13 protein-coding genes and 2 tRNA genes are annotated in these 26888 nt (G+C 61.5%); 12 read left to right on the top strand and 3 right to left on the bottom strand.

Features of this window, described 5'->3' with window-relative positions:
* Positions 1-587 precede the first annotated feature (587 nt).
* The 5 genes from LE416_RS12300 (at position 588) to LE416_RS12280 (ending at position 16410) form a co-directional block, all read left to right on the top strand.
* Complete coding sequence (locus LE416_RS12300; protein WP_225049276.1) at positions 588-6563, top strand: S8 family serine peptidase; 5976 nt, start codon at positions 588-590, stop codon at positions 6561-6563.
* Positions 6550-10593, top strand: coding sequence for a leucine-rich repeat domain-containing protein (locus LE416_RS12295; protein WP_225049275.1), 4044 nt, complete (start codon positions 6550-6552; stop codon positions 10591-10593). Before LE416_RS12300 ends, LE416_RS12295 begins: the two co-directional genes overlap by 14 nt.
* 489 nt (positions 10594-11082) lie before the next feature.
* Positions 11083-15732 (top strand): MucBP domain-containing protein, encoded by a 4650-nt coding sequence (locus LE416_RS12290; RefSeq protein ID WP_225049274.1) that lies wholly within the window; start codon positions 11083-11085, stop codon positions 15730-15732.
* Positions 15733-15948: 216 nt separating this feature from the next.
* Entirely contained in the window at positions 15949-16197 is a 249-nt protein-coding gene (locus LE416_RS12285; RefSeq protein ID WP_225049273.1) for a CsbD family protein, read from the top strand.
* Between the two features lie 140 nt (positions 16198-16337).
* Positions 16338-16410 (top strand) — tRNA-Lys (locus tag LE416_RS12280).
* Positions 16411-16575: 165 nt separating this feature from the next.
* Here LE416_RS12280 and LE416_RS12275 read toward each other — a convergent pair.
* Positions 16576-17586: an ABC transporter substrate-binding protein gene (locus LE416_RS12275; RefSeq protein ID WP_225049272.1), complete on the bottom strand. Its 1011-nt coding sequence runs from the start codon at positions 17584-17586 to the stop codon at positions 16576-16578.
* A gap of 615 nt (positions 17587-18201) precedes the next feature.
* Here LE416_RS12275 and LE416_RS12270 point away from each other — a divergent pair.
* The 3 genes from LE416_RS12270 (at position 18202) to LE416_RS12260 (ending at position 20646) form a co-directional block, all read left to right on the top strand.
* On the top strand, positions 18202-19539 hold the full coding sequence (locus LE416_RS12270; RefSeq protein ID WP_225049271.1) for a hypothetical protein: 1338 nt from the start codon (positions 18202-18204) through the stop codon (positions 19537-19539).
* Between the two features lie 16 nt (positions 19540-19555).
* The gene (locus LE416_RS12265) at positions 19556-20443 is read left to right on the top strand and encodes a class II fructose-bisphosphate aldolase (RefSeq protein WP_225049270.1); all 888 of its coding nucleotides are present in this window, start codon (positions 19556-19558) and stop codon (positions 20441-20443) included.
* A 130-nt stretch (positions 20444-20573) separates the two neighbouring features.
* Positions 20574-20646, top strand: a tRNA-Lys gene (locus tag LE416_RS12260).
* A 100-nt stretch (positions 20647-20746) separates the two neighbouring features.
* Here LE416_RS12260 and LE416_RS12255 read toward each other — a convergent pair.
* Positions 20747-21727 carry an NAD-dependent epimerase/dehydratase family protein gene (locus tag LE416_RS12255; RefSeq protein WP_225049269.1) on the bottom strand — a complete coding sequence of 327 codons (981 nt, stop codon included), beginning with the start codon at positions 21725-21727 and terminating at the stop codon, positions 20747-20749.
* A 108-nt stretch (positions 21728-21835) separates the two neighbouring features.
* On the opposite strand from LE416_RS12255, the gene LE416_RS12250 reads away from it, so the two are divergent.
* The 3 genes from LE416_RS12250 (at position 21836) to LE416_RS12240 (ending at position 24991) form a co-directional block, all read left to right on the top strand.
* Positions 21836-23023, top strand: a complete 1188-nt coding sequence (locus LE416_RS12250; RefSeq protein WP_225049268.1) for a helix-turn-helix domain-containing protein — start codon at positions 21836-21838, stop codon at positions 23021-23023.
* A gap of 64 nt (positions 23024-23087) precedes the next feature.
* Complete coding sequence (locus tag LE416_RS12245) at positions 23088-24218, top strand: LCP family glycopolymer transferase (protein WP_225049267.1); 1131 nt, start codon at positions 23088-23090, stop codon at positions 24216-24218.
* 77 nt (positions 24219-24295) lie between these two features.
* A complete protein-coding gene (locus LE416_RS12240; RefSeq protein WP_225049266.1) occupies positions 24296-24991 on the top strand; it encodes a hypothetical protein in 696 nt (231 codons plus the stop codon).
* A gap of 70 nt (positions 24992-25061) precedes the next feature.
* On the opposite strand, the gene galU is transcribed toward LE416_RS12240, so the two are convergent.
* Positions 25062-25979, bottom strand: coding sequence for a UTP--glucose-1-phosphate uridylyltransferase GalU (gene galU / locus LE416_RS12235; RefSeq protein WP_225049265.1), 918 nt, complete (start codon positions 25977-25979; stop codon positions 25062-25064).
* Between the two features lie 534 nt (positions 25980-26513).
* Between galU and LE416_RS12230 the strand changes: the two genes are divergently transcribed.
* Entirely contained in the window at positions 26514-26834 is a 321-nt protein-coding gene (locus LE416_RS12230; RefSeq protein WP_225049264.1) for a KxYKxGKxW signal peptide domain-containing protein, read from the top strand.
* Positions 26835-26888 lie beyond the last annotated feature (54 nt).

The following is a 26888-nucleotide window of genomic DNA, read 5'->3' as shown; positions in this document are numbered from 1 at the left end:
TCCTTTGCTGGCTTATTATACCAGAAATATTCACACTGTCACCTCATAATTAGCGCCAGTTAAATGAGAAAACGCGGCCGCGGCCGTCTAACGTCGATTCTTGTGATTGAATGCGCCACCGTCAACGCGAAAGAAACGTGTGTAGAGCTTTGTTGCCAGCGTTAGCTCGGGAACGACACACAATTGAAATATATCGAGTACTGTTATTTAATTTACCAAGACAACCGTTCGTTATGTTAACTGTAATCCGCTGCCAACCTGCCGTTATTCAGCCACTGGCAAGGCTATCGGCCGGCCAAGCTTGATCCTGCCAATTTAATTAGAAGATTATGGCAACACATTCGCATCGCGGGGCGTTATTCGTTAATTTTTCCCGGTTGAACTCATTGTTCTCTCATCGTATAATCCGGTCATACTTCCGGCTTATGCAGCCATTCCAAAGGTGGGTGAGTGTGTCAGAACAGTGTGGTGAGGCGCCACGGGTAGGGCCGTGGCGCCTCGCGCAACCGCAATTATTGCGCGACTGATTCGCAGTCGCATTACATGGGATCTGTGCGAGCAGACCCAAGATTAGAGAGGATTAGGGGTTGAATAAGACGAATAGCACGACCCTCAACCGCCTGACCGGCATCTTTTTGTGCTCCACGCTGCTGTTGGGCGGTGCGGCAAACCTGGCGCTTGACGCGCCAGCGGTTGTTTCCGCAGCCAAGACGGTACCGGCACAGGAGACGACTCAGGCGACAACGCAAAAGACGGCCACGACCAAGGACACCAAGGCCGCGACCAAAAAGCTCCACGCCGCGGATGAGGCGACGGCCAGTGTGCTGAAGAAGGACAGCCTGACGCGGATTGCCGCGCAGCTGAAGGCCAAGGGGGCCAATCCAAAGAAGCTGTCTTTGGAAGCGACCGAGAAGAAGACCGTCCGCGTGATTGTTGAGCTGACGGGCGAAGGCGCCTTGGCGGCCAACGACAACGAGCGGCAGAGCTTCAAGAAGGCCGACAAGGCGGAAAACCGCGTGCTGGCTAAGCAAGACACCGTGCAGACCAAGGTTGAGAAGCTGACCGGGCACAAGGTGGCCCAGGAGTTCGGCTACCTGCTGAACGGGTTTTCCATCGATGCCAAGGTTCAAGACATCGCCAAGATTCAGGCCATCAAGGGCGTTAAGGCCGTTCAGGTTGCCGACGTGGTGGCGCAACAAGACGCCACGGCCAACGACACCGTTGAGGCATCGACGGCCTGGGCCAACTACGGCGTGGATGGTACGGGGATGGTGGTGGCGGTCATCGATTCTGGGATCGACGCCAACCACAAGGACCTGCGCCTGAGCGACGAATCCAAGGCCAAAATCAGCAAGGCCGATTCCGTCAAGTACAGCAAGGAATTGGGCTACGGGACCTACGAAAGCGCCAAGGTGCCTTTCGCACATAACTACGGCAACGGCAACGACACCGACCTGGTGGCCGACGACGGCGTCGACCACGGGATGCACGTGGCCGGTATCATCGGCGCCAACGGGGAGGACCCGGACGGCGTGACCAGCATTCAGGGGGTCGCACCGGAGGCCCAGCTGCTGAACCTGAAGATTTTCGCCAATGACGGCCAGGACGGCCCGACCACCGACATGACGATTCAGGCCATTGAGGACGCCGTCAAGCTCGGTGCGGACGTGATCAACATGTCTTTGGGCTCGTCCGATGACACCGCGACCACGGCCAACGCCGAGGTCGACGCGGTCAACCGCGCCGCGGAAGCCGGCGTCGTGCCGGTGATCGCCGCCGGGAACGACGGGGTCGCCGATTGGCTGGGCCAAGGCGCGTCGCAGAATATGTCGACCGACACCAGCCCGGACACCGGGCTGATGTCCTCGCCGGCCAGCGCGGCCAACGCGATCACCGTGGCCTCCAGCGAAAACTCGACGCACAACGGCGCCACCGCCGACATGCTGGTGGATGGCAAGACCGTGGAAGCCGGCCTGAGCATTCAGGGCAGCGACAGTGTAACCAAGGCACTTCAAGGCGTGTTCCCGGCCGGCCAGCTGGTGCTACTGCCGGACAAGACCACGAAGGATGCCGAAGGTACCGCCATCGATCCGGTGGCCGACGGGATGCCTGGTCGCGGCTTTGCCAGCGACTTTGAAGGTGTCGACGTGACCGGCAAGATCGCCGTGGTCTCCCGCGGGATCAACAACTTCACCGAGAAAATGCAAAACGCCGAGGACGCCGGCGCGGTGGGCATCATCATTTTGAACAACGCGGATGACGACATCCGCGCCACCATCACGGACGGCTCGGCCATCCCGACGCTGTTCTTCAATCAGCCGGCGGCCGCCAAAGTCCTGGCTGCGGCCAAGGCCAACCCGACAGGGACCTTCTCCTTCAGCGCCATCAAGGGGGCCAACGTGGCGAGTGCCTCGGCCAACACGATGTCGACCTTCTCGACCTGGGGTTACAACACCGACTTGAGTGCCAAGCCGGACGTGACGGCACCGGGCGGCCGCATCTGGTCTTTGATGAACGACAACCAGTACCAGGAGATGAGCGGGACCTCGATGGCGACACCGATGGTCGCCGGCAGCGCCGCCTTGGTGCTGCAAGCGATGAAGGGCAACACCGACCTGACCAAGCTTGACTTGGTCAACGCCGTCAAGCTGTCGCTTCAAAACACCGCCATTCCGATGACCGACGCCAAGCACGACAACGCCCCGTACTCGCCACGCCTGCAAGGTGCCGGCGAGGTTCGCATCGCCTCCGCCATCCAAAACACGGTGACCTTGGACTACAACGGCCAGGGCGCCGCGTCGCTGAAGTCGATTGACTCGCGCAAGCAAAGCTTTGACGTCACCTTGACCAACCACGGCACGTCGGCGGCGACCTACCAGTTCAACGACTACAACGGGGTGTACACCAAGGCACTGGACGACCAAAGCATCAACTACGACACCAAGATTGACGGTGCCAGCATCACGGCCGACCAGAACGCGATCACCGTGGCCCCGGGCACCGAAACCACCGTCACGCTGACCTTGAGCCTGCCGGATGATTTTGCCACCAGCCAGTTCGCCGAAGGGTTCGTCGGCTTCACCAGCCAAAGCGAAGACGCCCCAAGCCTTGTGATGCCTTACCTCGCCTTTTACGGCGACTGGGGGCACATCGACGGCCACAGCGTCTTTGACGGTCTGGGCGGCGATGCGGATTCCAAGTTCGGCTACAACTTCCTGCAAGACACCAACAACAACGTGCTGGGGCTTGACCTGAGCTCGGACGATTACAGCTCCTTGGCCAACGCCACCGAAGACGAAAGCAGCCTGCCGCGCTACGTCGACTTCATCGACCGCAACAAGTCGGCGATTTCGCCGAACGGGGACGACTTCAAGGACAACGCCGAGGCCATCGTGATGACCAACCGCAACGTCAAGACCCTCGTGGCCTCGATTGAAGACGCCGATGGCAAGCAGATTCGCAAGCTGAACACCGAGTACGCCGGTATTCGACACTTCGTTGCGGATGACGGTAGCGAGTGGTGGTACCAGGTGACCAAGGATCCGGCGCTTGCCGCCTTTGATGGCACGATTTACAACGGCGTCACCGGACAAGACGAGCTGGTTCCGGACGGCCAGTACTACTACCGCCTGGACGCGACGGTTGACGGCCAGGATTCAACCTCCGAGACCATCAAGCTGCCGGTGAAGGTCGACAGCGTCGCACCGAAGTTCCAGGACCTCAAGGTGGAGAAAAAGAGCGACGGCTACCACCTGACGGGCCGCCTGACCGACGCGACCAGTGGGCTCAGCAACTTCACCGCCCTGCAGGTTGACCTGAACGGCGGCCAGCGCGTGGCCTCGACCTACCACCTGGACAGCACCGTGTCGCTTCAGGATTACGTCGACGGCAACAGCAAGGCCACCGCGCTGCTGAAGGACAAGTCCTTTGACATCACGCTTTCCAGCGAGTTCGCCCAGCACTTCCAGACGGGCAAAAACGAGCTGACGCTTTACATCGACGACAACGCCGGCAACGAAGGCACGGCCAAGGTGAGCTACGCCAAGGCCGCCTCGGCCAGTGAGCTCGGCGCCACTCCGGTGATGTACAACGCCTACGCCGATGAAATCGAAACCAGCACCTCAACGCCTTACTACGACGAAAAGTCCGGTACCTACACCTTCTACGGCAACTTTGACCGCGATTTCTACCTGAACGGTCAGCCGGTCAAGGTCGATGAGGACGGCAACTTCGTGGCGCACATCAAGCTTTTGTCCGGCACCACTCAGCTGGTCTTTGCGCTTGACGCCGACAACCAGCGCATCATCAAGAAGATGAACTTCGGCTTCACGGTGCTGCCTTTGGCCACCTTCGACAAATCCGGCGGCAGCTGGACCACGTACTCCGGGATGCCGGTTTACATGATCGAAAATGCCGAGCAGTTCATCCACCTGTCCGGTCACCTGGACGGCGACGGGGACACCACCGGCGTGGCGGGAGCCTTTTTCCCGGCCATCCTAGCGTCCCAAGGCGGCAGCGCGACAATCGAGTGGAAGTACGACAACACCAAGCGGACTTTCAGCGGCACCTTCTCGATGCTGCCGGACTTCGATGAGATGGCGAAAATGGACTACGGCGATCTGTCCGATGAGGAACGCTTCGCCAAGCTGACCGGCGTGGCCATGGGCTACCCGGGCGATGACCTGTTCACCGCGGCCGCCTACGAGAAGAACGCCGACGGTGAAAAGATTAGCGGCTCGACCGACGCCATTCTGGTTCACCAACTCGGCGGCGCCACCATCACCTTCGACAACGTGACGACCGACGGTGTGGTCCTGCTCACCGCCTCTCGCGCGGCCCAAAAGGGTTACGACGCCGATACCGGCATCTACAAGGTGACCGGCAGCATTGCCACCAATTACATCGAGGATCTGCGGATCTTTGGCAACAGCACGGATCCAGACGACCCGGCCAACCAGCCGACAATCACCGACGACGGCAACGGCAACGGCCGCTTCTCCTACGACCTGCACGTGAACCCGTCCGACTCGCGCGTGGTGGGCTACTCGTACTTCAACAAGTCCACCGGCGAAACCGTCACCGGGAGCTTCGGCTTCGAGATGGACACGGTGTTCCCGAAGATCACCATGGCGGATGAGGACACCTGGCAGGTTTCCCAAAAAGACGACGTCGATCTGGAGGTCTGGACCAACAAGGACACCTGGACCTTGGCCGGCACCGCAGGCGATGACCTGACCGGCTACCAGCTGTACATCGATTCGGACGAGGCTTACCGGTCCGATTACGATGGTACCGTTTTGGCCCAGTTCAGCGACAACAAGGACTACAAGTTCAGCCAAGACATTGACCTGAGCGGCCTGGCGGAGCGCACCGTGCGGCTGACCCTGTACGATAACATGGGCAATGCGACGCGCAAAACCATCCTGATTCACCACGCGACTGAGGCGCCGGCTGCACCGGTTGCCAAGGCCTCAAGCACTGAGCTTGGCAACAAGCCGGTACTGGTCACCGCCACGCAGGCCAAGGGCGAGAAGATTCGCTTCAGCCTGGACGACGGTAAGACCTGGACCGACTACAGCAACGGCGTCGTCAAGGGCGTGAACGGCGACGTTCAGTTCAAGGCGGTCGACAAGTACGGCAACGAATCCGCGGTGACGACCTACAGTGTGACCAACGTTGTCCGGATGATTGCGGCCACGCCGACCGCGACCCTGAGCGATTACGCAGACGGGGCCATCACCCTGACCTTGGGTTACGATCGCAAGCTGACCGATGACCTGGCAGCCATCACGCACCTGCAGTACAGCACCGATGGCGGCAAGACCTGGCAGCAGTACGACAAGCCGCTGAATGTCAGCGAAGACACCACCTTCGAGGTGCGGGTCGCAGACGACGCCGGCAACATCAGCGCGGCCAAAACCGTGACGGTGACGCTGCCGACCGACACTGACGACAACGCCACCACCGAACCGGACGATGACACGACGACCCCGAAAACGGGCGACAGTGACACCACCGAACCGGACGATGACACGACGACCCCGAAAACGGGCGACAACGCCACTACCGAACCGGACGATGACGCGACGACCCCGAAAACGGGCGACAGTGACACCACCGAACCGGACGATGACGCGACGACCCCGGTAACGGGCGACAGTGACACCACCAAGCCTAGTGACGCCACAACCCCGGCAACGGGTGACAGTGACACCACGGAACCAAGCGACAGCGATGCGACCAAGCCGCACAAGGGCACGAGCAAGACCGCGGCCAACTGGGGCAAAGCGGAACCGATGACCGGCAGCAAGATCAAGCAGGCCAACGGCTGGAACATGCAGGCCGGCAACCAAGCCGGCAAGCAGGCCGCCAGCTGGAGCCGCAACAGCGCCACCGGCAAGACCGCAAGCACCGCCACGACGGGCAAAACCGGGCTGCGGGGCCTGCTGCCACAAACCGGCGAACAGCTGCTGCTCAGCATGACCATTGTCGGCCTCACGGTGGCCTTGGCCAGCGCCTGGGCGATGCTACGCAAATGGGGGACTAAGAATGAAGAAAAGTAATTCCAAACGACTGCTTTACAGCGCGGCCGTGCTGGGGGCGTTGACCGTGGGTGCGGTCGTCGCCACCACGCCGGACACCGCTGTTCATGCGGATACCAGTACCGAGACGGTGCCGGCGACCCAGAACGTGCCGATCGATGAGGCGCATTTTCCGGATGCCGGGCTTCGCGCCTTGCTGATCAGCTGCGCCAACGCGGCCGTTCAGATGGACAGCCTACCCAACGCCGAAACGGCCAACTGGGACGGCAAGTCGCTGACGCCGACGATGCTGCAGTGGCAGACGCTGCAACACGCGAGTTACGCCTTGGAGGGCAATGTTCACGACCTGACCGGCCTGGAGGTGTTCACCAAGCTGGACACCGTGGACGTCAGCGGGATGCCGCTGGACTCGCTGAAGGGCCTTCAGCCGGCAACCTCGGTGGTCGCCTTGGTCATCAACTACGACCAGGCCCCGCTCCTGAGTGCCCTGAAGGACAACGGCCTGACCGCCCTCAAGGTGATTAACCAAACGGACAGTCAGACCGACACCTTGGACCTGTCCGCGGTGCCGGATCTTGATACGTTGTCGCTCATCGGCGGTACTAGGGTTGCAGATGAGGACGGCGGCACCAAGTCGGTCGACAACCAGTGGCTCAAGCAGCTTGTGCTGCCAGCCAACAGCAAGTTGAAGACGCTGGGACTGTTCAATTTTTCGAACTTGACCAGCTTCAATTACGCGGCCCTGCACGACCTTGAGTCCCTGTACCTCAACGACGTCACGCTCGGCAACGACGGCAAGCTCGACTTTTCCGCTGCTCCGAACCTCGAGAGCCTGACGTTGATGGAGACCAACACGTCCGACCTGCAGCTGAGCGACAGCGGCAAGCTGACCACGCTGCGCTCCTCCGACTCGAAGCTCAAGGCGCTGGACCTGTCCGGCCAGCCGAACCTGAAGCAGCTTGACCTGCGCAAGAACCAGATCACCAGCCTGGACGTCGCAAACCTGACCAACCTGCAGCTGTTGGACGTGGCGGAAAACCAGCTGAGCGAGCTGGCGACCGGTAAGCTGACCAAGCTGATGGAGCTGGATGTGTTCGACAACCAGTTGAGCGAGCTGGAGCTTAACGCGCCGAACCTGGTGATTCTGAACGCCTCCAACAACCAGTTGAGCGGTGACTGGGACCTGTCCAACCGGCCCGAGCTGGCCGAGGCTGACCTAGACGGCAACCAGCTGACCACAATCAACCTGAGCAACGACCCGGAGCTGCAGGTGGCGACGCTCAACGACAACCAGCTGACCAGCGTCGACTTCAGCCAATCACCAAAGCTGATGGTGGTCGCAACCGATAACAACCACCTGACCCACTACGACGTCAACTCGTCTTTGGCACTGGCCACGGCGATCAAGGGCGGCGCCGGGCCGGAGCTGACTGGCTACGGCCAAACCGTCGACGCCGGCATGTACAAGGTCAACGGTCACTGGTACGTGGATCTGGCCGCCCTGACCGGCAACAGCGACTCGTCGTACTACCGCATCAGCGACAACAACTGGTTGCTCGATGACCGCGGCGTGGCCGAGTACCAGGGCAGCGGGGTGCCGACCACGCTGACCTACCAGTACATGGCGCTGCACATGCCGGGGCTGACCCCGAACATCTCGTTTTTCCTGAACCTCGAGACGACCCTCACGCTGAAGGAGGCCGAGGCGCATGACCTCGCCCTGAACTTCTACGTGGCGGCGGATGCAGACGGCACGTACCACGGCCAGCTGGCCGGTGCGACCGGCAAGGATCAGCCGGTGGGTCGGACTATCGCGGCCGACGAGCAGCTGACGGCTTCCCTGGTGCCTGGTGTCGTGGCCGATAACGGCTACGTCCTGGACCACTGGGAGGACGGCTACGGCAAGGTTGTGGACATTAACCACTACCTGCCGACCACCGACACGGCGCTTTACGCCGTGCTGCGCAAGGCGACCGAGAAGGATTACGTTGAGCAAAGCGGCTACAACGACGGCTTTGCCGATGGCTACAGCGGCAACGGGGCTCGAAACCTGACCGCAAGCGCCGATGCCTACATTCGCACCTACAACACGGGCTTCAATGACGGGAATGCGGCCTACACCGCCGAGTACGAGGCCGGTCAAAAAGCCGGTGAGGCGCTGGTAGGCGGTGGCGAGCAGCTGCGCAACGCGATTTTCAAGGACGCAACCAAGACCTACGCCTACTGGCTGGGAATGCGCGACGCCTACGTCGCAGCCGCCAAGGCCGCCGGCAGCCTGGATCCAAGCAAGGTCAGCCAAGTGCTTCAGGCCGACCTGGCGCTGGGGCTCGGCGATCACAGCAGCGACGTCGGTGACAAGGCCGCGATCTACGAGAGCATGTACGCTAGCGCTGCCCAAGGTGCTGCGGATGCGGCGGCGGCCGGTAAGGCCGACGCCGAGGCCGGGAAGGAGCAGACGCTGCCTGAAAACAGTGCCTACGCCTACCTGTATGCGCAAAGCTACGCCGCCGTCAAGGACGCCGCGGCCGGCGAAGCAGCCGGCACCGCCGACGCCAAGGCCGGTGCGTATGCGTCCAACCCGAGCACTGCAAGCGCGGCTTACCGCGAGGCTTACGACGCGGCCTACGCCGCTGAGAAGAAGACGGGGAGCTTTGCCGCTGCCCGTCAGGCGCTTGACGACGCCGCGGCCGGTGAAACGGCCGGTCAGGCTGCCGGGGCAGCCGGTGAACCGAGTGCGGACCTGACCGCGCAGTCGGAAGCCTACCAGAAGGCTTACGCTGCGGCTTACGCCAAGGCCAAGGCGGCTTACGATGCCGACTTTGCGCTGGGCCAGGCCGCCGGGGCGGCGGATTACGCCGCCGGTGAGCCGGCCGGCACCGACGACGGTGAAACCGCGGCTTACGTGGCCGGCTACGAGGCCGGTTACCAGGCTGGGGCTCAGGCCGACGTGGATGCGCTGGCCGAGCAAAAGGCAGCTGGGGCCGCCGCCGGCACCAAGGATGGTGCGGCGGCCGGTGACGCGGCCGACAACACCGACCAGTCGCAGGCTTACCGCGATGGCTACGATGCCGCCTACGCCGAGGCGCTGGCGACCTACCAGGCCGATTTTGCCGCCGGTGAGCTCGCCGGCTTCCAGGACGCCGGCGACGGCGCCAAGGCCGACGTGACGGCGCAAAGCGCCGGCTACCAAGCCGGATACGCCACCGGGTACGACCTGGTCGCTCAGGCGACCACCACCGATCCGGACGTGACGGCAGCCACGGCCGCCGAAGACGCCGCCGCCGGTCAAAAGGCCGGGTTCGCAGACGGCGCCAAGGGCGTTGCCGCGGCCGACGTGACGGCGCAGAGTGACGCCTACCAGGCCGCCTACACCGGCGCTTACACGCTAGCCAAAAAGGCCTACGACTTCGGTCAGTACCTGAAGGCAGCCGCGGTGAAGGCAAAGGCCGCCGCCGCAGCCAACGCCGCAACCAAGGCGGCCGACGCCAAGGCCGGCCGCGCCGCCGGCTTCGCCGACGCGGCCACCGGCAAGGCGCAGGCCGACCTGAGCGCTCAATCCGCCGCTTACGCCACGGCTTACCAGGCCGCCTACGCCCAGGTCACTAACCTGAAGGCGCTGGGTGAAAAGGTCAGTGCCGCGAAGAAGGCGGCCCTGGCTGAGGCCGCCGGCAAGACCACCGAAACCGATGACACCACCGAAAACAGCGACACCACTGAAACCGCTGATACCACCGAAACCGGCGACGCTACCGGCACCAGCGACACGACCGAGCCAGCCGCAACGACCGGCGACGATCAGGCCGCAACGGCCGGCGCCACCGAGCAGACCGGCAAGGCGGCTGCAACCACCAAGTCCGGCGACAACACCGGCAAGGCGGCCGCAACCACCGAGACCGGCACGTCGGCAACCGCCAAGGCCGCCAAGCAATCCGGTGACCTGCCGCAGACCGGAACGCAGCGTGCACAGGGCCTGGTCGCCGCAGGGCTGGCAGTGATTGCCGCCATCGCGGGCTTCTTCGGCCTCGATCGGCTCTACAAGCGCCAGCACTAGTGACACCGCGGGGCGGTCGCCCTCTCTCGGCCGCCCCGCACCTCGGAATGCAACGGCGGCCCGGTGACGGGTCGCAACACTGAATTTGAGCGCGGTGCCCCTACCGCGTTGCCAATGAAAAATGGTTCCACCGCTTCGATCTGGAGGCGGTGGAACCATTTTTATTTCCCGGGAAATGATGCGATGCGGCGAGGCTACTTCAGGTCCGCCTCGCGCTAGGCGTAGTTACCGTCAGTCATCGCGCGGGCAGCGGTATCAGGGGCACCGTCTCGCCGCGTTGTGCGAACTGCCTTCTTGTGAAGTCGCCAGTACAATCAATCGGTCGACCCGGCATCGGGTCGGCCTTTTTGACTGCCGAGGCGTATTTTGTTTTCCGAAGATTTGTTGGTATAATTGGAGCGTGTAAGCACGTCGGCCGGGCAGGGGAAACGCCGGTTGACGGCATCAGCATGGGTCCGATTGCCAGCCGTGAAAACGGAGGGTTAATCGATGCGTCAAGGAATTCGTCGTGTGAAATTATATAAGGCAGGCAAACTGTGGGTTGCCTGCGCCACGGTCATGGTAGCCGGAGGTGTCGCGTTGGTCGCGGCGTCGCCGGCTACGTGTGTCGGTGCCACTGAGGCCACCACCTCATCGGTTCTGACGACGCCGATTGCGCTGAGCAGCTCGGCGCTGCCGACGCCGGCCCAGCCAACCGGTGCGGCGGCCGGTACCGTCCAGTCCGAGGCCAACCAGACCGACGCCGTCCAGTCCGGTACCGCCCAGTCCGCCACCGCGGCGGCGCAAACCGCGCAGGGCGCGCCGACCACCGGCACCACCACGGCCACCACGGTGGCGCCGGTGGTGACCACCAAGGACCGCAACGGGAACGCCTCGGTCGATCCGACCAACACCGGCAGCGGCGTGACCGCCATCTCGGACGCCAACATCGCCAACTACTTCGACGTGCGGGACATCGCCGGGATGCCGAAGACGTTTGACGGGACCAACGTGCAGCTGACCAACGGGCTGGAAGACGAGTACAAGCCGGGCCAGCTGCCGTACAGCAGCGGCATGGTGATGATGATGGCCAACCAGCAGATCGACTTCACCACCGACTTTTCGCTGAACCTCACCATGAACGTGGCCTGGGATCCGGCGACGATGCGTTCGTGGCTCGGTGGCGACGGCTCCGCGCTGTTTTTTGAGCCGCTCAGCCAGGCCGAGGTCCTAAAAACGGCCCAAACCGGCTTCAATCTGGGGCTGACCAGCGATCCCACCGCGTCGGCACAGACACTGAGCTTCAACCTCTCGACCAACGCGAGTGGGCAGCTGGACGGTGGTCACGCTGACCACTGGTTCGCCTACCGCTCGACCGGCGCCAACGCCCCGCTGGATGGGCTGACCGACTTGGGACTGGATATCGGCAAAACCGCCGGCAGCCTGACCTTCACCTACGACATGTCCTACGACGCGGCCACACGGATGCTGCACGTCGCAACAACGGACGCCAACGGTGCGCCGATGACAAGCTGGGACGTGCCGATCACGGACGCGCAGGTCGGCAAGGGTTACACCCTCGGCGTGAGTGCGGCCACCGCTGCCTCCCACGCGGCGTACAGCGCAACCTTCAACCGCTACACCTACACGCCGTCGGAGGCGACCCTTGCCATCAGCGCCAAGGGGCTGCCGACCGGCGTCAGCGGCCCGAACCAGACCGGCATCAAGGCGATCGCCGGCAACCAGGTCGCGTTTTACCCTGAAGGCACCACGGCGCCGACGACCACGCCGAGCGGGTTCCCCGTGACCAGCGCCTACGCCGTGCCGGCGGTTGATGGCTTTGCGCTGCGTGCGCCCCAGTTTGTCAGCATCGCGGCCGGCGACGCCAACCAGGTCGTGTTGAACTACGGCCGGCCGGCCACCACCACCGTGCACTACGTCGATGAGGCCGGGCAAACCCTGGCGCCGGATAAAACGCTGACCGGTTTTGTCGGCGACACCTACACCGCAACGGCGACGCTTGCCGGCTACGATTACGTGGGGCTGAAGGACGGCTCCGCCGCGGTCAGCGGCCCGTACACGGCCGCCGAGCAGAGCGTCACGCTGGTGTTCCGTCGGCCGAAGACCACTCTGGCCGTGCGGTACGTCGACAAGGAAGGCAATGAAATTCAGGCGCCGACCACCCAGGCCGGCGTGATTGGCGAGGATTACACCGTCAAGGCCCCGATCATTGCAGGCTACGACTACGTGGGCCTGGGTGATGGCTCCGCCGCGCTGACCGGGAAGTACGCCGCCGGGCAGACGGTCACCCTGGTCTACGCCAAGCAGGCGACGCTGACCGTGCGCTACGTCGACGGCCAGGGTCACAAGATTCAAGACGATCAGGTCATCACGCAGCACGTCGGCGACGGCTACTACAAGATGGCGCTGCCGATTGCGGGGTACGATTACGTCGGCCTGGGCAAGGACTCTGCTCCGCAGGCCGGCACGTTCACGGCGCAGCCGCAGACCATTGTTTTTGTCTACGCCTCGGAATCCGGCAGCCTGACCGTGCGTTACGTCGACGCCAACGGGGATGAGCTGCAGCCAAGCACCACGATGACCGGCGACCTCGGCCACAATTTTGCCGTGACCATTCCCGGCATCAAGGGCTACCACTACGCCGGCCCGGGCAAGGAAGGTAGCCAGATTACCGGTAGCTACACTCAGGAGCCGCAGGTGGTCACGCTGACTTACACCCGCGACGAGCACAAGGTGCCGACCCCAGTTGCGGCCGGTGACCTAACGATTCGCTACGTTGACGAAAAGGGTAACGAGATTAAGTCCGCAATGGTGAAGTCCGGTTACGTCGGAAACGGCTACGAGGCCGCGGCACCTGCGATTAAGGACTACGACTATGTTGGGCTGGGTGACGGTTCGGCGGCGCTGAAGGGGACATTTACCGCGACCGCGCAGACTATCACGCTCGTTTACAAGCACAAGGAAGTCCAGACCGGGACGCCGGTTGAAGCCGGAGACCTGACGATTCGCTACGTCGACGAAAAAGGTAACCAGATCCAGGCCGACACGGTGAAGTCCGGTTACGTTGGGAACGGCTACGAGGTCGTGGCGCCTGCGATTAAGGACTACGATTACGTGGGACTTGGTGACAGCTCGGCACCGCTGAAGGGTACATTTACTGCGACCGCACAGACCATCACGCTGGTTTACAAGCACAAAGAAATCCAAACCGGGACGCCAGTTGAAGCCGGCGCCCTGACGATTCGCTACGTCGACGAAAAGGGTAACAAGATTAAGACCGACACGGTGAAGTCCGGTTACGTTGGGAACGGCTACGAGGTTGTGGCGCCTGCGATCAAGGACTACGATTACGTAGGGCTCGGTGACGGTTCGGCACCACTGAAGGGTCAGTTCACTGCGACGGCTCAGACGATCACGTTGGTCTACAAGCACAAGGAGACCCAAACCTCTACGCCAGTCGAAGCCGGCGCCCTGACGATTCGCTACGTCGACGAAAAAGGTAACCAGATCCAGACCGACACAGTGAAGTCCGGTTACATCGGGAACGGCTACGAGGTCGTGGCGCCTGCAATCAAGGACTACGACTATGTCGGGCTGGGTGACGGTTCCGCGGCACTGAAGGGTCGGTTCACCGCGACCGCTCAGACGATCACCTTGGTGTACAAGCACAAGGAAATCCAAACCTCTACGCCAGTCGAAGCCGGCGCCCTGACGATTCGCTACGTCGACGAAAAGGGTAACCAGATCAAGACCGACACAGTGAAGTCCGGTTACGTTGGCAACGGCTACGGCGTGACGGCTCCGACCATCAAGGACTACGATTACGTTGAGCTCGGTGACGGTTCGGCACCACTGAAGGGTCGGTTCACTGCGACCGCGCAGACCATCACCTTGGTCTACAAGCACAAGGAAACTCAGACTTCGACCCCGGTTGAAGCCGGCAACCTGACGATTCGCTACGTCGACGAAAAAGGTAACCAGATCCAGGTCGACACGGTGAAGTCCGGTTACGTCGGCAACGGCTACGGTGTGACCGCTTCGACCATCAAGGACTACGATTACGTTGGCCTCGGCGACGGCTCCGCCGCCTTGACCGGTAAGTTCGCGAAGTCCGCGCAGACCATCACCTTGGTCTACAAGCACAAGGAAATCCAGACTTCGACCCCGGTTGAAGCCGGCAACCTGACGATTCGCTACGTCGACGAAAAAGGTAACCAGATCCAGACCGACACGGTGAAGTCCGGTTACGTTGGCAACGGCTACGGCGTGACGGCTTCGACCATCAGGGACTACGATTACGTCGGCCTCGGCGACGGCTCCGCCGCGCTGACCGGGAAGTTCACGAACTCCGCGCAGACCATCACGTTGGTCTACAAGCACAAGGAAATCCAGACCGTTACGCCAGTTGAAGCCGGCGACCTGACGATTCGCTATGTCGACGAAAAGGGTAACCAGATCCAGACCGACACGGTGAAGTCCGGTTACATCGGCAACGGCTACGGCGTGACGGCCTCGACCATCAGGGGCTACGATTACGTTGGCCTCGGCGACGGTTCCGCGGCGCTGACCGGTAAGTTCACGAAGTCTGCGCAGACCATCACGTTGGTCTACAAGCACAAGGAAATCCAGACCGGGACTCCAGTTGAAGCTGGTGCCCTGACGATTCGCTACGTTGATGAGAAGGGGAACGAGATTCAAACCGCAACGGTGAAGTCCGGTTACGTTGGCAACGGCTACGGCGTGACGGCCCCAAGCATCAAGGACTACGATTACGTCGGCCTCGGCGACGGTTCCGCCGCGCTGACCGGGAAGTTGACGAAGGCTGGGCAGACCATCACACTGGTTTACCGCACCCACACCACGACTGAGCCGACCGACCCAACCAATCCGATGACCCCGACCGCTAAGCCGACCACACAGACGGGCAGCGACGGCAAGGGCAACCACGCCGAAACTGGCACGACTGCGCGGACTCGGCTGCCGATCACCGGTGGTCACGCGGCAACAACCGCGGCGACGGCGAAGACGCTGCCGCAAACCGGCGACCAGCGCAACCTGCTGCTGCAGGCGCTGGGGATGCTGCTGCTCGGTCTGACCGGCACCGGGGTCATGCTCGGCCGCCGGCGCCGCGAGCGGTAACACGCCGCGTTTCTTGCGTGAAAACTGAACGTTACGACAAGAGGGACACCGCGGCGGCGGTGTCCCTCTTTACATCATGGCAAATTTAATTGCGAACAACAAAATTGGTAAACCATTTTTACAAATGCTGAATTTGCGTTGTGCACAAGCAATCGTTTACAATTAGGTCAGGCAGAAAATGCCGCAACCCCAAGCCCACTCACAGGAGGAATGCACATGAGTCTCGATGACAAGCTCGACGGCATGAAGGATCAGGTGACCGGCAAGGCCAAGGAGGTCGAAGGCAAGGTGACCGGCGACAAGCTGCGTGAATCACAAGGCAAGGCCGAGACCCTCGCCGGCAAGGCTAAGAGTAAGCTGGCCGACGTCAAGGACGACGCGGAAGAAGCCGTGGACAAGGCCAAGGACAAGCTCAAGGACGCAGCCGACACTGTGAAGGACAAGCTGCACGACCTGAAGGACTAGCCGGCGGGCCGACACACACCGAGGGCCTCGTGCCACCACTCGTAAGTGGTGGCACGAGGCCCTTTTTGGCAAAAAAGTCCTTGCCACCAATATCGGCCGTGTGCTATTATGTTTAAGTTGTCGAATGGCAATGCAGCAATGGGTGGTTAGCTCAGCTGGCAGAGCAACGGACTCTTAATCCGTGGGTCCAGGGTTCGATCCCCTGACCACCCAGAAGATATCGTAAAAGAACCGCGATTCACATTTGTGAATCGCGGTTCTTTGTCTTTTCCGGCCCAATTACGATCGGGTTGCACCACAGCATAAGAATTATGGGAAGGGCGCGTATTTGATTGTTGGAGTGGCCGGTGACAGCGCCCGCCGTGTCGGCCATCATCATTACGCCGCTTTGTTAATGAGCTGAGTCAGCAGGGCATCGTTAGGATTGGTGAGATCGCCCGTGTCCTCAAGGATTCCGAGGGCGATGAGGTTCTTTTGCTGCTGACGGTAGATTTTGGCGAGTTCCCCGTTATTCAGCATTTTGAGCACTTGCTTGGAACTATACAGCTTCTCGGTGCTTGTGATTTCGGTTTTAATTTCGGCTTCGTTCTCGGTCAGAACTGTTGCAATCCACTTCGCGGCGTTTTTGCCGCCGCGGTTGCGATAGTCCATGGCCTTGAACATGGCCTTGTCGAACTTAACGACGGTCGTTGCGTGCTTCTTGGCGAACGTCGGCGTGACAACCCATGAGCAGGCGAACGGCATGCTGCTGGTAAAGTCCGAGTCGGTTGCGAGGGTGACGGCGTTCTTGCCTAGTTTCGTCGTGATCTGCGTCGTCCCGGGTGCCCAGGTGGCACAGGCATCGACTTTGCCGGAGTTCATGGCAGTGGTGATGGCACCGATGCTCATGCTGACGACCGTCACGTCCTTCTCCGTCATGCCGGCTTTCTTAAGGGCGGCGTCGAGGATGGCCTGGCTGGTTGTGCCGGCAACGACGGCCACCTTCTTGCCTTTGAGGTCCGAAACGGAGGTGATGCCGGACGCCTTGTTTGCGATCAGCTTGTCGGAAGTGCTGAGACCGTCAAAAAGGGCGAGTTTCGCCGTCCCGTTGGCGACCTGTGTGTGAGCACCCGGTCCAATCTCACCCACGTCGATGCTGTCGGATTTCAGGGCGGCCACGACGGAGGGGCCGTCGTCGAACTTAACAAGCTTGACCGTCAGCCCTTGGGCTTCGAAGTAGCCGGCTTCCTTGGCGATGGCCGCGAGTCCGACGCTGTTGACGGATTCCATGTACCCGATGCGGACGGTGGTTGTTTGGTCAGAATCTTTATTACTACTGGATGAGCAGGCACTCAAGGTGGCAAAAAGAGCGCCGATCGCGGCGAGAAGGGGAACGATTTTTTTCTTCATAGGTGTAAGACCTCCTGATGGTGGTAAGCGTTAGCTGGGGCGAGAAATGGTGACTGGGGGACAGGTTGATTCGCGTGGTGAGAGGTGAGGGTGTTCGGTCCCGTCGCTGGTGGGGTTGCGGGGCCACTCAGGTCAACAGGACGCGGGTCTATGTACAGTTGCGGGGAGACTTTACGGGAAGTCTCCCGCATGCAGGATGCGCGAAGTCCACGTCAGGCCGCATCGACCATCACGGCGGAGGACCCGTATCCCCTGCTGACGCGCGGGCGACTTTCGTCCGATTAATGGCCTCACGCATCGGTGTGATAGGCGTTCCTGATGATCAATGGCAGGGTTCATGGTGATCGGTAGACTCGTCATGTGCTTTGCGGCTCCGTTCTGATGTGGATTGCTATTATGAGACTTTTTTAATGTAAACGTTAAAATGTGAATTAGCAGTGAACTTTGGGTGATTAAAGGCCGGATTTTTCTCGACTCCGTCCTTCATCAATAAGTGCCTTTTTCTTCGCGTTTTGTGCGTTAAATGGTCATTAACCACTTCGACAATAGGAGGTATCAAACCGCTGCAGAGCCTTTACCGGTACGGTGAGACTCAGCCAACCAAAGGAGCACGTCATGCAAAAAATCGTGTACGTACCAGTTGAACGTCGCTTATTCGATGCCGCAGCCGCGGATGCCATCTTCGACCAGATGCGGGGGCAGCTGCAATCATTGCCGAACGTGATGCTACCGGCGCATAACTTGGGCACGCCAAGTGAGATGATTGAATACCTTCGCGGGATTCCCTCAAGTGAGGTCGGGGGCGTCATCTTCCATAACACGTCATTCACGGGCAGCGAATTTATCGAGTTGATCCATCAGTATTTCCCCTCCGTTCCGGTCCTTGTGATTGCCTCCCGTGAGCCGAGCATTGGCGGATGGCTCCGGTTGAACGGCGCGACGGGCCTCATTTCAACCGCTAATTACCTCAAGCGGCGACATCATACATACGACTTTATTTACGGTGACCCGACGGAACCGGCCGTTCAGAAGAAGGTCGCGGCGTACGTCAGGGCGGTGAACACCATGCTGGCAATCCGAACGCTCACCATTGGCGTCGTTGGCAGCTTCCCGGTTGGGTTTGACTTTGCGGGCGCAGATGAGGGTGAACTGGCGACCGTGTTTGGGACGCACCTGAAGCATTACGACGTCGACGCCAGTTTTGCTGCCGCGGACGCCTTAACCCCGACGGATTTTGCCGACGAACTGGCTTACGCCAAGGCACACATTCGTGGCCTGGACGTTAATTTGCCGGAAACCATCAAGTTCGTCAAGTTTGTGGCGCTGATCCGGCAGCGGGCGGGCGCCGATGGCCTCGGAGCGTTGGCGTCACGCTGCTGGCCAGACTTTTTCGACAGTTACCACGCGGCACCCGGTGCGGTCTGGTCGCAGTTGTGCGACGAGGGCATTCCGACCGCGATGGAGTGTGACATTCACGGTGCGCTCTCGATGGCGATTCTGCAACAATTTGCGGGCGCCAAAACCCCCGTCTACATGGGGGACATCTCGAGTCTGGACTCAAGCGACAACACGCTGACGGTCTGGCACGATTACGGCCCTTACGCGATGGCCAATCCCAAGTATGGCGTGGTTGCGAGTGTCCACCCCAACCGCAAAATGCCGGTGAGTCCGCAGGCAGTCCTGAAACCGGGCCGCGTCACGTTGCTGCGCGTGCACGTGAACGCGGAGGGGGCCTACGAGTTAGTGGTTCTGACTGGAGAGGCGTTGGATGTGCCCGCACAGTTCAATGGCTTTTCGGGTCGGTTCCACATGACCGCACCTGTGGCGGAGACGTTCAACGACATCGTTCGTCATGGGTTCGAGCAGCATTATGCCCTGATCTACGGTGATTACGTCGACGATCTTGCCACGTTGGCGACCGTCATGGGCCTGCCGGTGACAATGTATAAGTAAAGAATGAGGTGACTCAATGGTTTTAGTACGAGCAGATATTCTCGCGAAGGATGCGCAACGCTATCATTACGCGGTGGGCGCATTCAACGTGACGACAATCGGCATGGTTCAAGGGGTGATTGCGGCAGCCGAGGCGAACCAAGCGCCGGTCATCTTGCAGTTTGGTGAACGTCAGGCGCGTTTTGTCCCACTGGCAACCATTGCGCCCATTCTCATTGCCGCCGCCAAGTCCGCGACGGTTCCCGTGGCCGTGCACCTAGATCACGGGCTTAGTTTTGAGACGGTGATGCAGGCGTTGCGACTGGGCTTCTCCTCCGTCATGATCGATGCCTCAAGTCAGTCCATCGCAGCGAATCAGGCCGTGACGGCGGCGGTTGTTCGCGTGGCTCATGCGCTGAACGTCTCCGTGGAAGCGGAGCTCGGGCCCATGCAGCGGGAAGGTGGCCCGGATGCGGTTGATTACGCTGGCCTCGACGCCACTTACACCGACCCGGGGGTGGTGGCAGACTTTGTTGCGGCAACGGGACTTGATATGTTGGCCGTGGCGTACGGCACGGTCCATGGCGTGTACACGCAGACGCCCCGATTGAACTATGACCGACTGGCCGAGATTGCACAGCAGACCCATGTCCCCCTGGTCGTTCATGGCGGCTCGGGCTTGTCTGATGGGGATTACCGCCGTTCCATTGCGGGAGGCATTGCAAAAATCAATTACTTCTCGACGATGGCCAAAAACGTGACAGACGCAATTCGTGACCGCTTGAATCAGCCGGAGAATCAGGGCGTTTTTGTCTCGGAGTTAGCCCTGTGGGAGCGCGACTTGGTGGCGGAAGAGGTTGCGGCGCGACTTGCGGTGTTTGGCGGCCAGGGTCGTGGACCGGAAGTGCTGCGGATGATGCGCTAGCGACGCGACAAGTGCGAGAACAAGCAAATTTTGTCGGTCCTGGATTGCGGTTTTTCACACATTTTCGCTTTGTACAATTGCCCAAGCTAACTTCAGATAGACTTGCTTTGACAAAGCAACCACAAAACGAGGGTGGTTAGCTCAGCTGGCAGAGCAACGGACACTTAATCCGTGGGTCCAGGGTTCGATCCCCTGACCACCCAGACCGGCGTCGTGCAGATGTGCACGACGCCTTTTTTTGTCGTCGCAACGCAAACACGCCCATCCGCGGATGGGCGTGTTCGGGCGAATCTGAGGGGCGCGTTAACCCTTGATGCACTTGGCCAGGCTCTCCTCGATGGCGGCCCTGACGTCGTGGTCGCGGATGCCCAGCACCTGCTTGGTGTCCGCGGGATCGATGTACAGCTTCAGCGCCTGGGTCTGGCCGACCATCGCGGTGTGGATGCCGTGCTCCTTGCCCGCCGCCGCGGTCGCCGCGTCGATCTGCTCGTAGGCCGGGCGCACAGTCTCGTAGTCGAGCACCGGAATCTGGGTGGTGGCGGTCTGGCCCAGCGCGTCCACGATCATCTGGTAGAAGTCGTGGTAGGTCATGTTGGTGTCACCGATGGCGAACGTCTGGCGGTGCTTGCCGTTGATCATCGCGCCGACCGCCGCCTCGGCGACTTGCTCGACCGTGACCATCGCGGTGCCGCCGGGCAGGGCAGGGAAAACGGCCTTGCCGCGGATCTGCTCAACGAACATCTGCCACAGCGGCATGCGCCCGGGCATGGTGCCGAAGATGTACGGCAGGCGCAGGCTGGTCACCGCCATGCCGCCCTCCCCCTCGGCAAAGGCGACTTGCTCTTGCAAAAGCCGCGTGTTCGGGTAGGGCTGATCGGCCAGCGTCGGCAGCGTGTCCCGCAGCCGCATCGCGAACTCGGCGAAGTAGGAGCCGAAGACGACGAAGTGCTTGACCCCGGCCGCCTTGGCCAGGCGGGCCAGCCGCTGGGTCGGCAGCACGTTGGCGTGGTAATAGAAGCTCAGCGCCGGCGCCTCCGGAACCACCCGCTCGTCCGCCCCGGCCGCGTACATCACGCCCTCGCAGTCGGCCAAAAGTGCCGTAATCTCGGCGTCCGACATCGCAAACAGGTCGCCGAGTGTGACGTCAACCTCATCCGGCAGCAGGCCGTCCGCCGGCAGCGGCGGCAGCGCAATGGTTTTCACCTGGTAGCCGCGGCGCAGCAGCTCCAGCGTCGTGTAGTACCCCAAAAAGCCGGTCCCGCCGAGAACAAATACCTTACTCATCGTCATCTCTCCTTTTTTGGAAGCGCTTTGCTTCTCGATTCTCCTTCAGTATAATGGGAGAAAGACGAGAAAAAGCGGCGAAATTCCGCTAAGTGTTCGGAGGCCGGGATGACAGAGAATTACCCTTACGTGAGTACGAATTACCTCAGCAGCCAGTACCGCCCGCAGGAGCTGACCGTCTGTGAGGAAACGGTGGCCCGCACCACGCCCACGGTGATGCGCGACGAGGCGGAGATCCTGGTGATCCTGGAGGGCGCGGTGACGCTCGCGCTTAACGGGCACGACTACCCGCTTGCGGCCGGTCAGGTGGTGCAGCTGCTGCCGTACCACGTGCGGCGGCTGGTGGTCACCGGAGCGCCGGTGCGGCTGTACCGCATCCGCTTCTCCCTGGGGCTGCTGCTCCTGGGGACGACCCAGGAGGCGTCTTACCTCGCGGCGCTGCAAGACATCGGGCGCTTCGTGCCGATCATCGCGCTCAAGCCGCGCCAGCAGGTCTTTTTGGCCCAGTTCTGCGCGGAGGTGGCGTACGAGCAGGTGCAGCGGCAGGAGACCGGGAGCCTGAACCTCGCGCTGATCTCCTACGTGATGGCACTGTACGAGAGCCAGGCGAAGTCGCTTGCGCTCGCCGACTGCGAAACGGCGCCGTACCGCTACCTCAAGTACCTGCAGCTGCACCACCAGGCCGAGCTGACGCTGCCAAGCGTTGCCGCGGCCTTTGGCGTGCCGGCCGCAAGCGTCGAGGCGGCGCTCAAACAGGCGACCGGGTACGGCTTCGGCGACCTGCTGGATCAGGTGCGCATCCGCAACGCGGTCGGACTGCTTCAGTTCCAGGGGCTGTCGTTGCGCCAGATTGCCGCCGTGTGCGGCTACACCAGCGTGGGTCAGTTCGGCCGGCGCTTCGCGCGGCTGCGCGGGTGCACGCCCGCGGGTTTTCGGCGGACACTTGCGGCCGAGCACCAGGTGATCGGCCAGTCCGCCGGCTGGACCAGCGCCTGTTACGTCTTTGCGCACTGCTGCGAGCCGCTGACGCTCCCCGGTGTCGCGGCGGTGCTGCACTGCTCGGAGGACGCGCTGGCCCGCGACCTCACCGCGCTGTTCGGGCTGTCGTTCAAGCCGCTCGTGACCTTTTTCCGCTGCCAGATCGGCCGCCTGCTGCTGCAGGCGACGGACTGGCCGGTGGCGACCATCGCGCGGCGCGTGGGCTACGACAGCGGCCAGACCTTCGCGCGCAACTTCCGCAAGCTCTGGGGCCAGACGCCCAAGCAGGCGCAGTTGGCGGCGCACCGCGGCGCGTGATTGGGGGATGTCCCCGCGCGGCGTCAATGCTACAATGGGTGAAACACGGATGAGGAGCAACGACATGGCAGCAGAGGATTCCCATTCTAAGCAGGCGGCGCCGGTCGACCTGGCCGCGCCGACCGATCACACCAGGCGCCGGCGCCGCCACGTCTGGCGCTGGGTGCTGGCCGCGGTGGTGCTGGTCGTCGGCATCGCCGGCGCCCTGATCGGCCACACCGCCTGGAGCCTGTACCACTCGGTTCAGACCACGACGGCGCGGACCTACACGCCGCTGAAAAAGCAGACCAAGGCGCAGACGAAGGCCGCCGCGGCGGCCATCACCGCGCGCCGCCCGATCAGCATCCTGCTTTTGGGCACCGACACCGGGGCGCTGGGCCGCACGGAGGCCCGCGGCCGCACCGATTCGATGATCCTGGTCACGATCAACCCGAAGGCGGGAACCACCACGATGGTCAGCATTCCCCGCGACACGATGAGCCAGATGATCGGCTATTACGGCGTCAATATTCAAAAAATCAACGCCGCCTACAGCATCGGCGCGACGGACATGACCGTCAACTCGGTGGCCGCCTTGTTGAACGTGCCGATCCAGCACTACGCGATGGTCAACATGGGCGGGCTGGAAAAGGTGATCGACGCGGTCGGCGGCGTGGACGTCACCGTGCCGTTCACCTTCACCGACGACGACGGGAACCATTTTGCCAAGGGGCCGATGCACCTGAACGGTAAGTCGGCCCTGGCCTACGTGCGCATGCGCCACGAGGACCCGCGCGGCGATTACGGCCGCACGGCGCGGCAGCGGCAGGTGATCACCGGCATCCTGAAGGCGGCGCCGAGCTTCAAGAGCCTGAGCAACTTCAAGGCGCTGATGGCGCAGATCCAGGACAATTTTCGCTCGAGCCTGAGCTTTGAGGACATGGTCGCGCTGTTCTCGCACTACCGCGCCGCCGCCGACCACGTCAAGGAGGACCACCTGCAGGGCGTCGGCTGCTACCTGAACGGCTCGTCCTACCAGATCGCGCCGACGCAGGAGCTGCAGCGCGTCTCCGACGAGCTGCGGACCAGCCTCGGCTTGTCAAAAGCAACACTTCACAACGAGGAGACCCGCCAGAACGCGCTGAACCCGAACTTCGACTGGAGCGGCGCCTACACCACCGGCTACACGGTCTACGGCGCCGACCGGGTGAACTGAGGGCGGCCGCCAGATTTAGTTGGTGCCGTCAAGTTTCTGCTATATAATGAATTCAATAACAGGTGGAGGCGAAACCGGTGGAAAAATGGCTCGTGGGGTTGGCGAATAATCTCTTGTTGCGTGAGCTCGGCGTGGGGGCGCTGATCCTCTTGACCATCGTGGTCTACTACTTCCGCTACGTGCACCTGGCGCGGCGCCTGCACGGCCGCGCCCAGCAGAACGGCCTGACGCGCCTGATCGCCGGCACGCGCACGGTGATGGTCGGCCTGGTCTTCGTCTTGCTGCTGGTGATCGGCTACGACCGCGTCTGGCCGCACTTCGCCCCGCAGGCCCAGGCGACGGCGCAGACCGACAAGGCGTCCGGCAGTGAGAAGAAGGCCGCCGGCGACAAGGCGACGACCAACAAGACCGCAACCGGCAAAGCCGATTCCGGGGAAAAGGCCGCCGGAACCAAGACCGCGGCCAAGGGCGGCAGCGCCGACGCGGCCACCTCGAGCAGCGACTCAAGCGCCGAGTCGTCTTCAAGCGCCGTCACCGAGACGGCCGAGACGCAGGCCGCCGAGACCCTGGTGTCCGACTACTACGCCAAGAACCCGAGCGCCCTGGACACTACGGCGCAGGTGACCTACCGCTACCTGGGCGACACCACCGGCAACGCGAACATTCCGGTGCACCGCATCGGGGGCTTCGTGACCGAGAACGGCAAGGAGGTCCAGAAGTACGAGTTCTGGGTCTACCCGGGCAACCAGTTCGACAGGGAAGACAATTTTTAGCAGACCAAACAAATACGCGCCTCACACCGAATCCTGGTTGTGAAGCGCGTATTTTCACATGGCGGCGGGGCTACTTGGTCGCCTTGCCGGCGGCCTTGGCCGCGTCCTCTTGGTGCAGGCGCTCGCCCAGGTCGATCAGGTAGGCGCGCAGCTCGTCTTTGATCTCCGGGTGCGTCAGGCCGTACTCGATGGTGGTCTCGACGAAGCCGAACTTGTTGCCGACGTCGTAGCGCGCGCCGGTGAACTCGTGGGCGAACACGCGCTGGGTGTGGTTCAGCGTGTCGATCGCGTCGGTCAGCTGGATCTCGTTGCCCTTGCCCGGCTTCTGCTTCTCCAAGATGTCAAAAATCTCCGGCGTCAGGAGGTAGCGCCCGATGATGGCGAGGTCCGACGGGGCGTCTTTGACTGCCGGCTTCTCGACGAACTTGCGCACGTTGTACAGGCCCGGGTGCACCTCGTTTTCCGGGTCGATGATCCCGTACGATGAAACCGTATCGTGCGGCACCTTTTTAACCGCCAGGATCGAGGCGTGCGTGCTCTCGTAGCGGTCGATCAGCTGCTTGGTCAGCGGCACCTTGTCCTGCATCAGGTCGTCGCCGAGCATCACGACGAAGGGCTCGCCGGCGATGAAGGACTTGGCCAGCCGCACCGCGTCGCCCAGACCGTTGGGATAGGGCTGGCGCACGAAGAAAATGTTCACGCCGATGTCCGTGGTGTCCTTGACCATCTGCAGCAGCTCGGTTTTGCCCTTGGCCGACAGGTTCTGCTCGAGTTCCGGGGCGGAGTCGAAGTGGTCCTCGATGGAGCGCTTCTGCTTGCCTTCGACAATCAGGATGTCTTCGATGCCGGACGCCTTGGCCTCCTCGACGATGAACTGGATGGTCGGCTTGTCGACAATCGGCAGCATTTCCTTGGCGAGCGCCTTGGTGGCCGGCAGAAAGCGCGTGCCCAGCCCGGCGGCCGGGATCACAGCCTTGCGAACTTTCATGTGATTACCTCCGTGTCTGTTATAGGATAACCATACCGTAACCGGGACGAAAATGATAGTTTTAAGCCACCGGTGGTGCCGCGGCGGGGAGGCGCCGCGTGGTCCGGGGTCAGGTGCACAAGTAAAAATGTTTTTTGTTTATATTTAATTTTTTTCAAGCAGATATTCAAAAAATTAACTGCTAAGGTTCGCGGCGTGTACTAAGTCAAACGTTATTGAAGTGTGATAATATTCAAGTTAAATAACAGACAAAAGCCTTTATGACGGCAATTTGAACCGCGTTGATTTTTTGGTATATACCGAATCTTCTGGTTATTGTAAAGGCTTGCGTTTTTGCAATGGGCGTCTGACGGGATCCTCGGCATTAAACTTCAAATATTTGTATTGCTCAATTAGTATTATGAGAACTTTTAATTAGAATTTTTTTGACTAGCCCAAAATCGGGCTATATACTCTGTGTTAGTGACAGGGCTCTCGAGGGCCGCTGTATCACACATTGTTTCTACTATAATTCCACTTAGGGGGAAAAGGTACATGAGCAATCGTAACGGTGCAAAGAAACTGTATAAGGCGCACAAGACCTGGATCGCTGCCGGGCTTGCCGCCGCAACGCTGTTTAGTGTTCAGACATTCGGTGCGCAGACCGTCTCCGCGACGGGCGCCGGCATCCAGGCGACCGAACCTGTCGCCGACACGTCTGCGTTGGTTGCCAGCATCGCCGAGAACAAGGGCTTCATCGCCCAGCTTGGCATCGGTAACGCTAAGGATACCGTCACCGGGAAGTCGTTTTATGGGGACTTCGACGCGCTGAAAGCACAGGTGGGCAAATCCATCAACACGATGGACGACCTGTAAGCGGCGTACAAGCCGATCGCCCAGGGGGTCAAGGAGGCCCTGAAGGCGAAGTTC

Source organism: Lacticaseibacillus kribbianus (assembly GCF_020180945.1).
GTDB lineage: Bacteria > Bacillota > Bacilli > Lactobacillales > Lactobacillaceae > Lacticaseibacillus > Lacticaseibacillus kribbianus.
The sequence above is the reverse complement of the archived record's forward strand: the minus strand, read 5'-3'. Positions and strand labels throughout refer to the sequence as shown.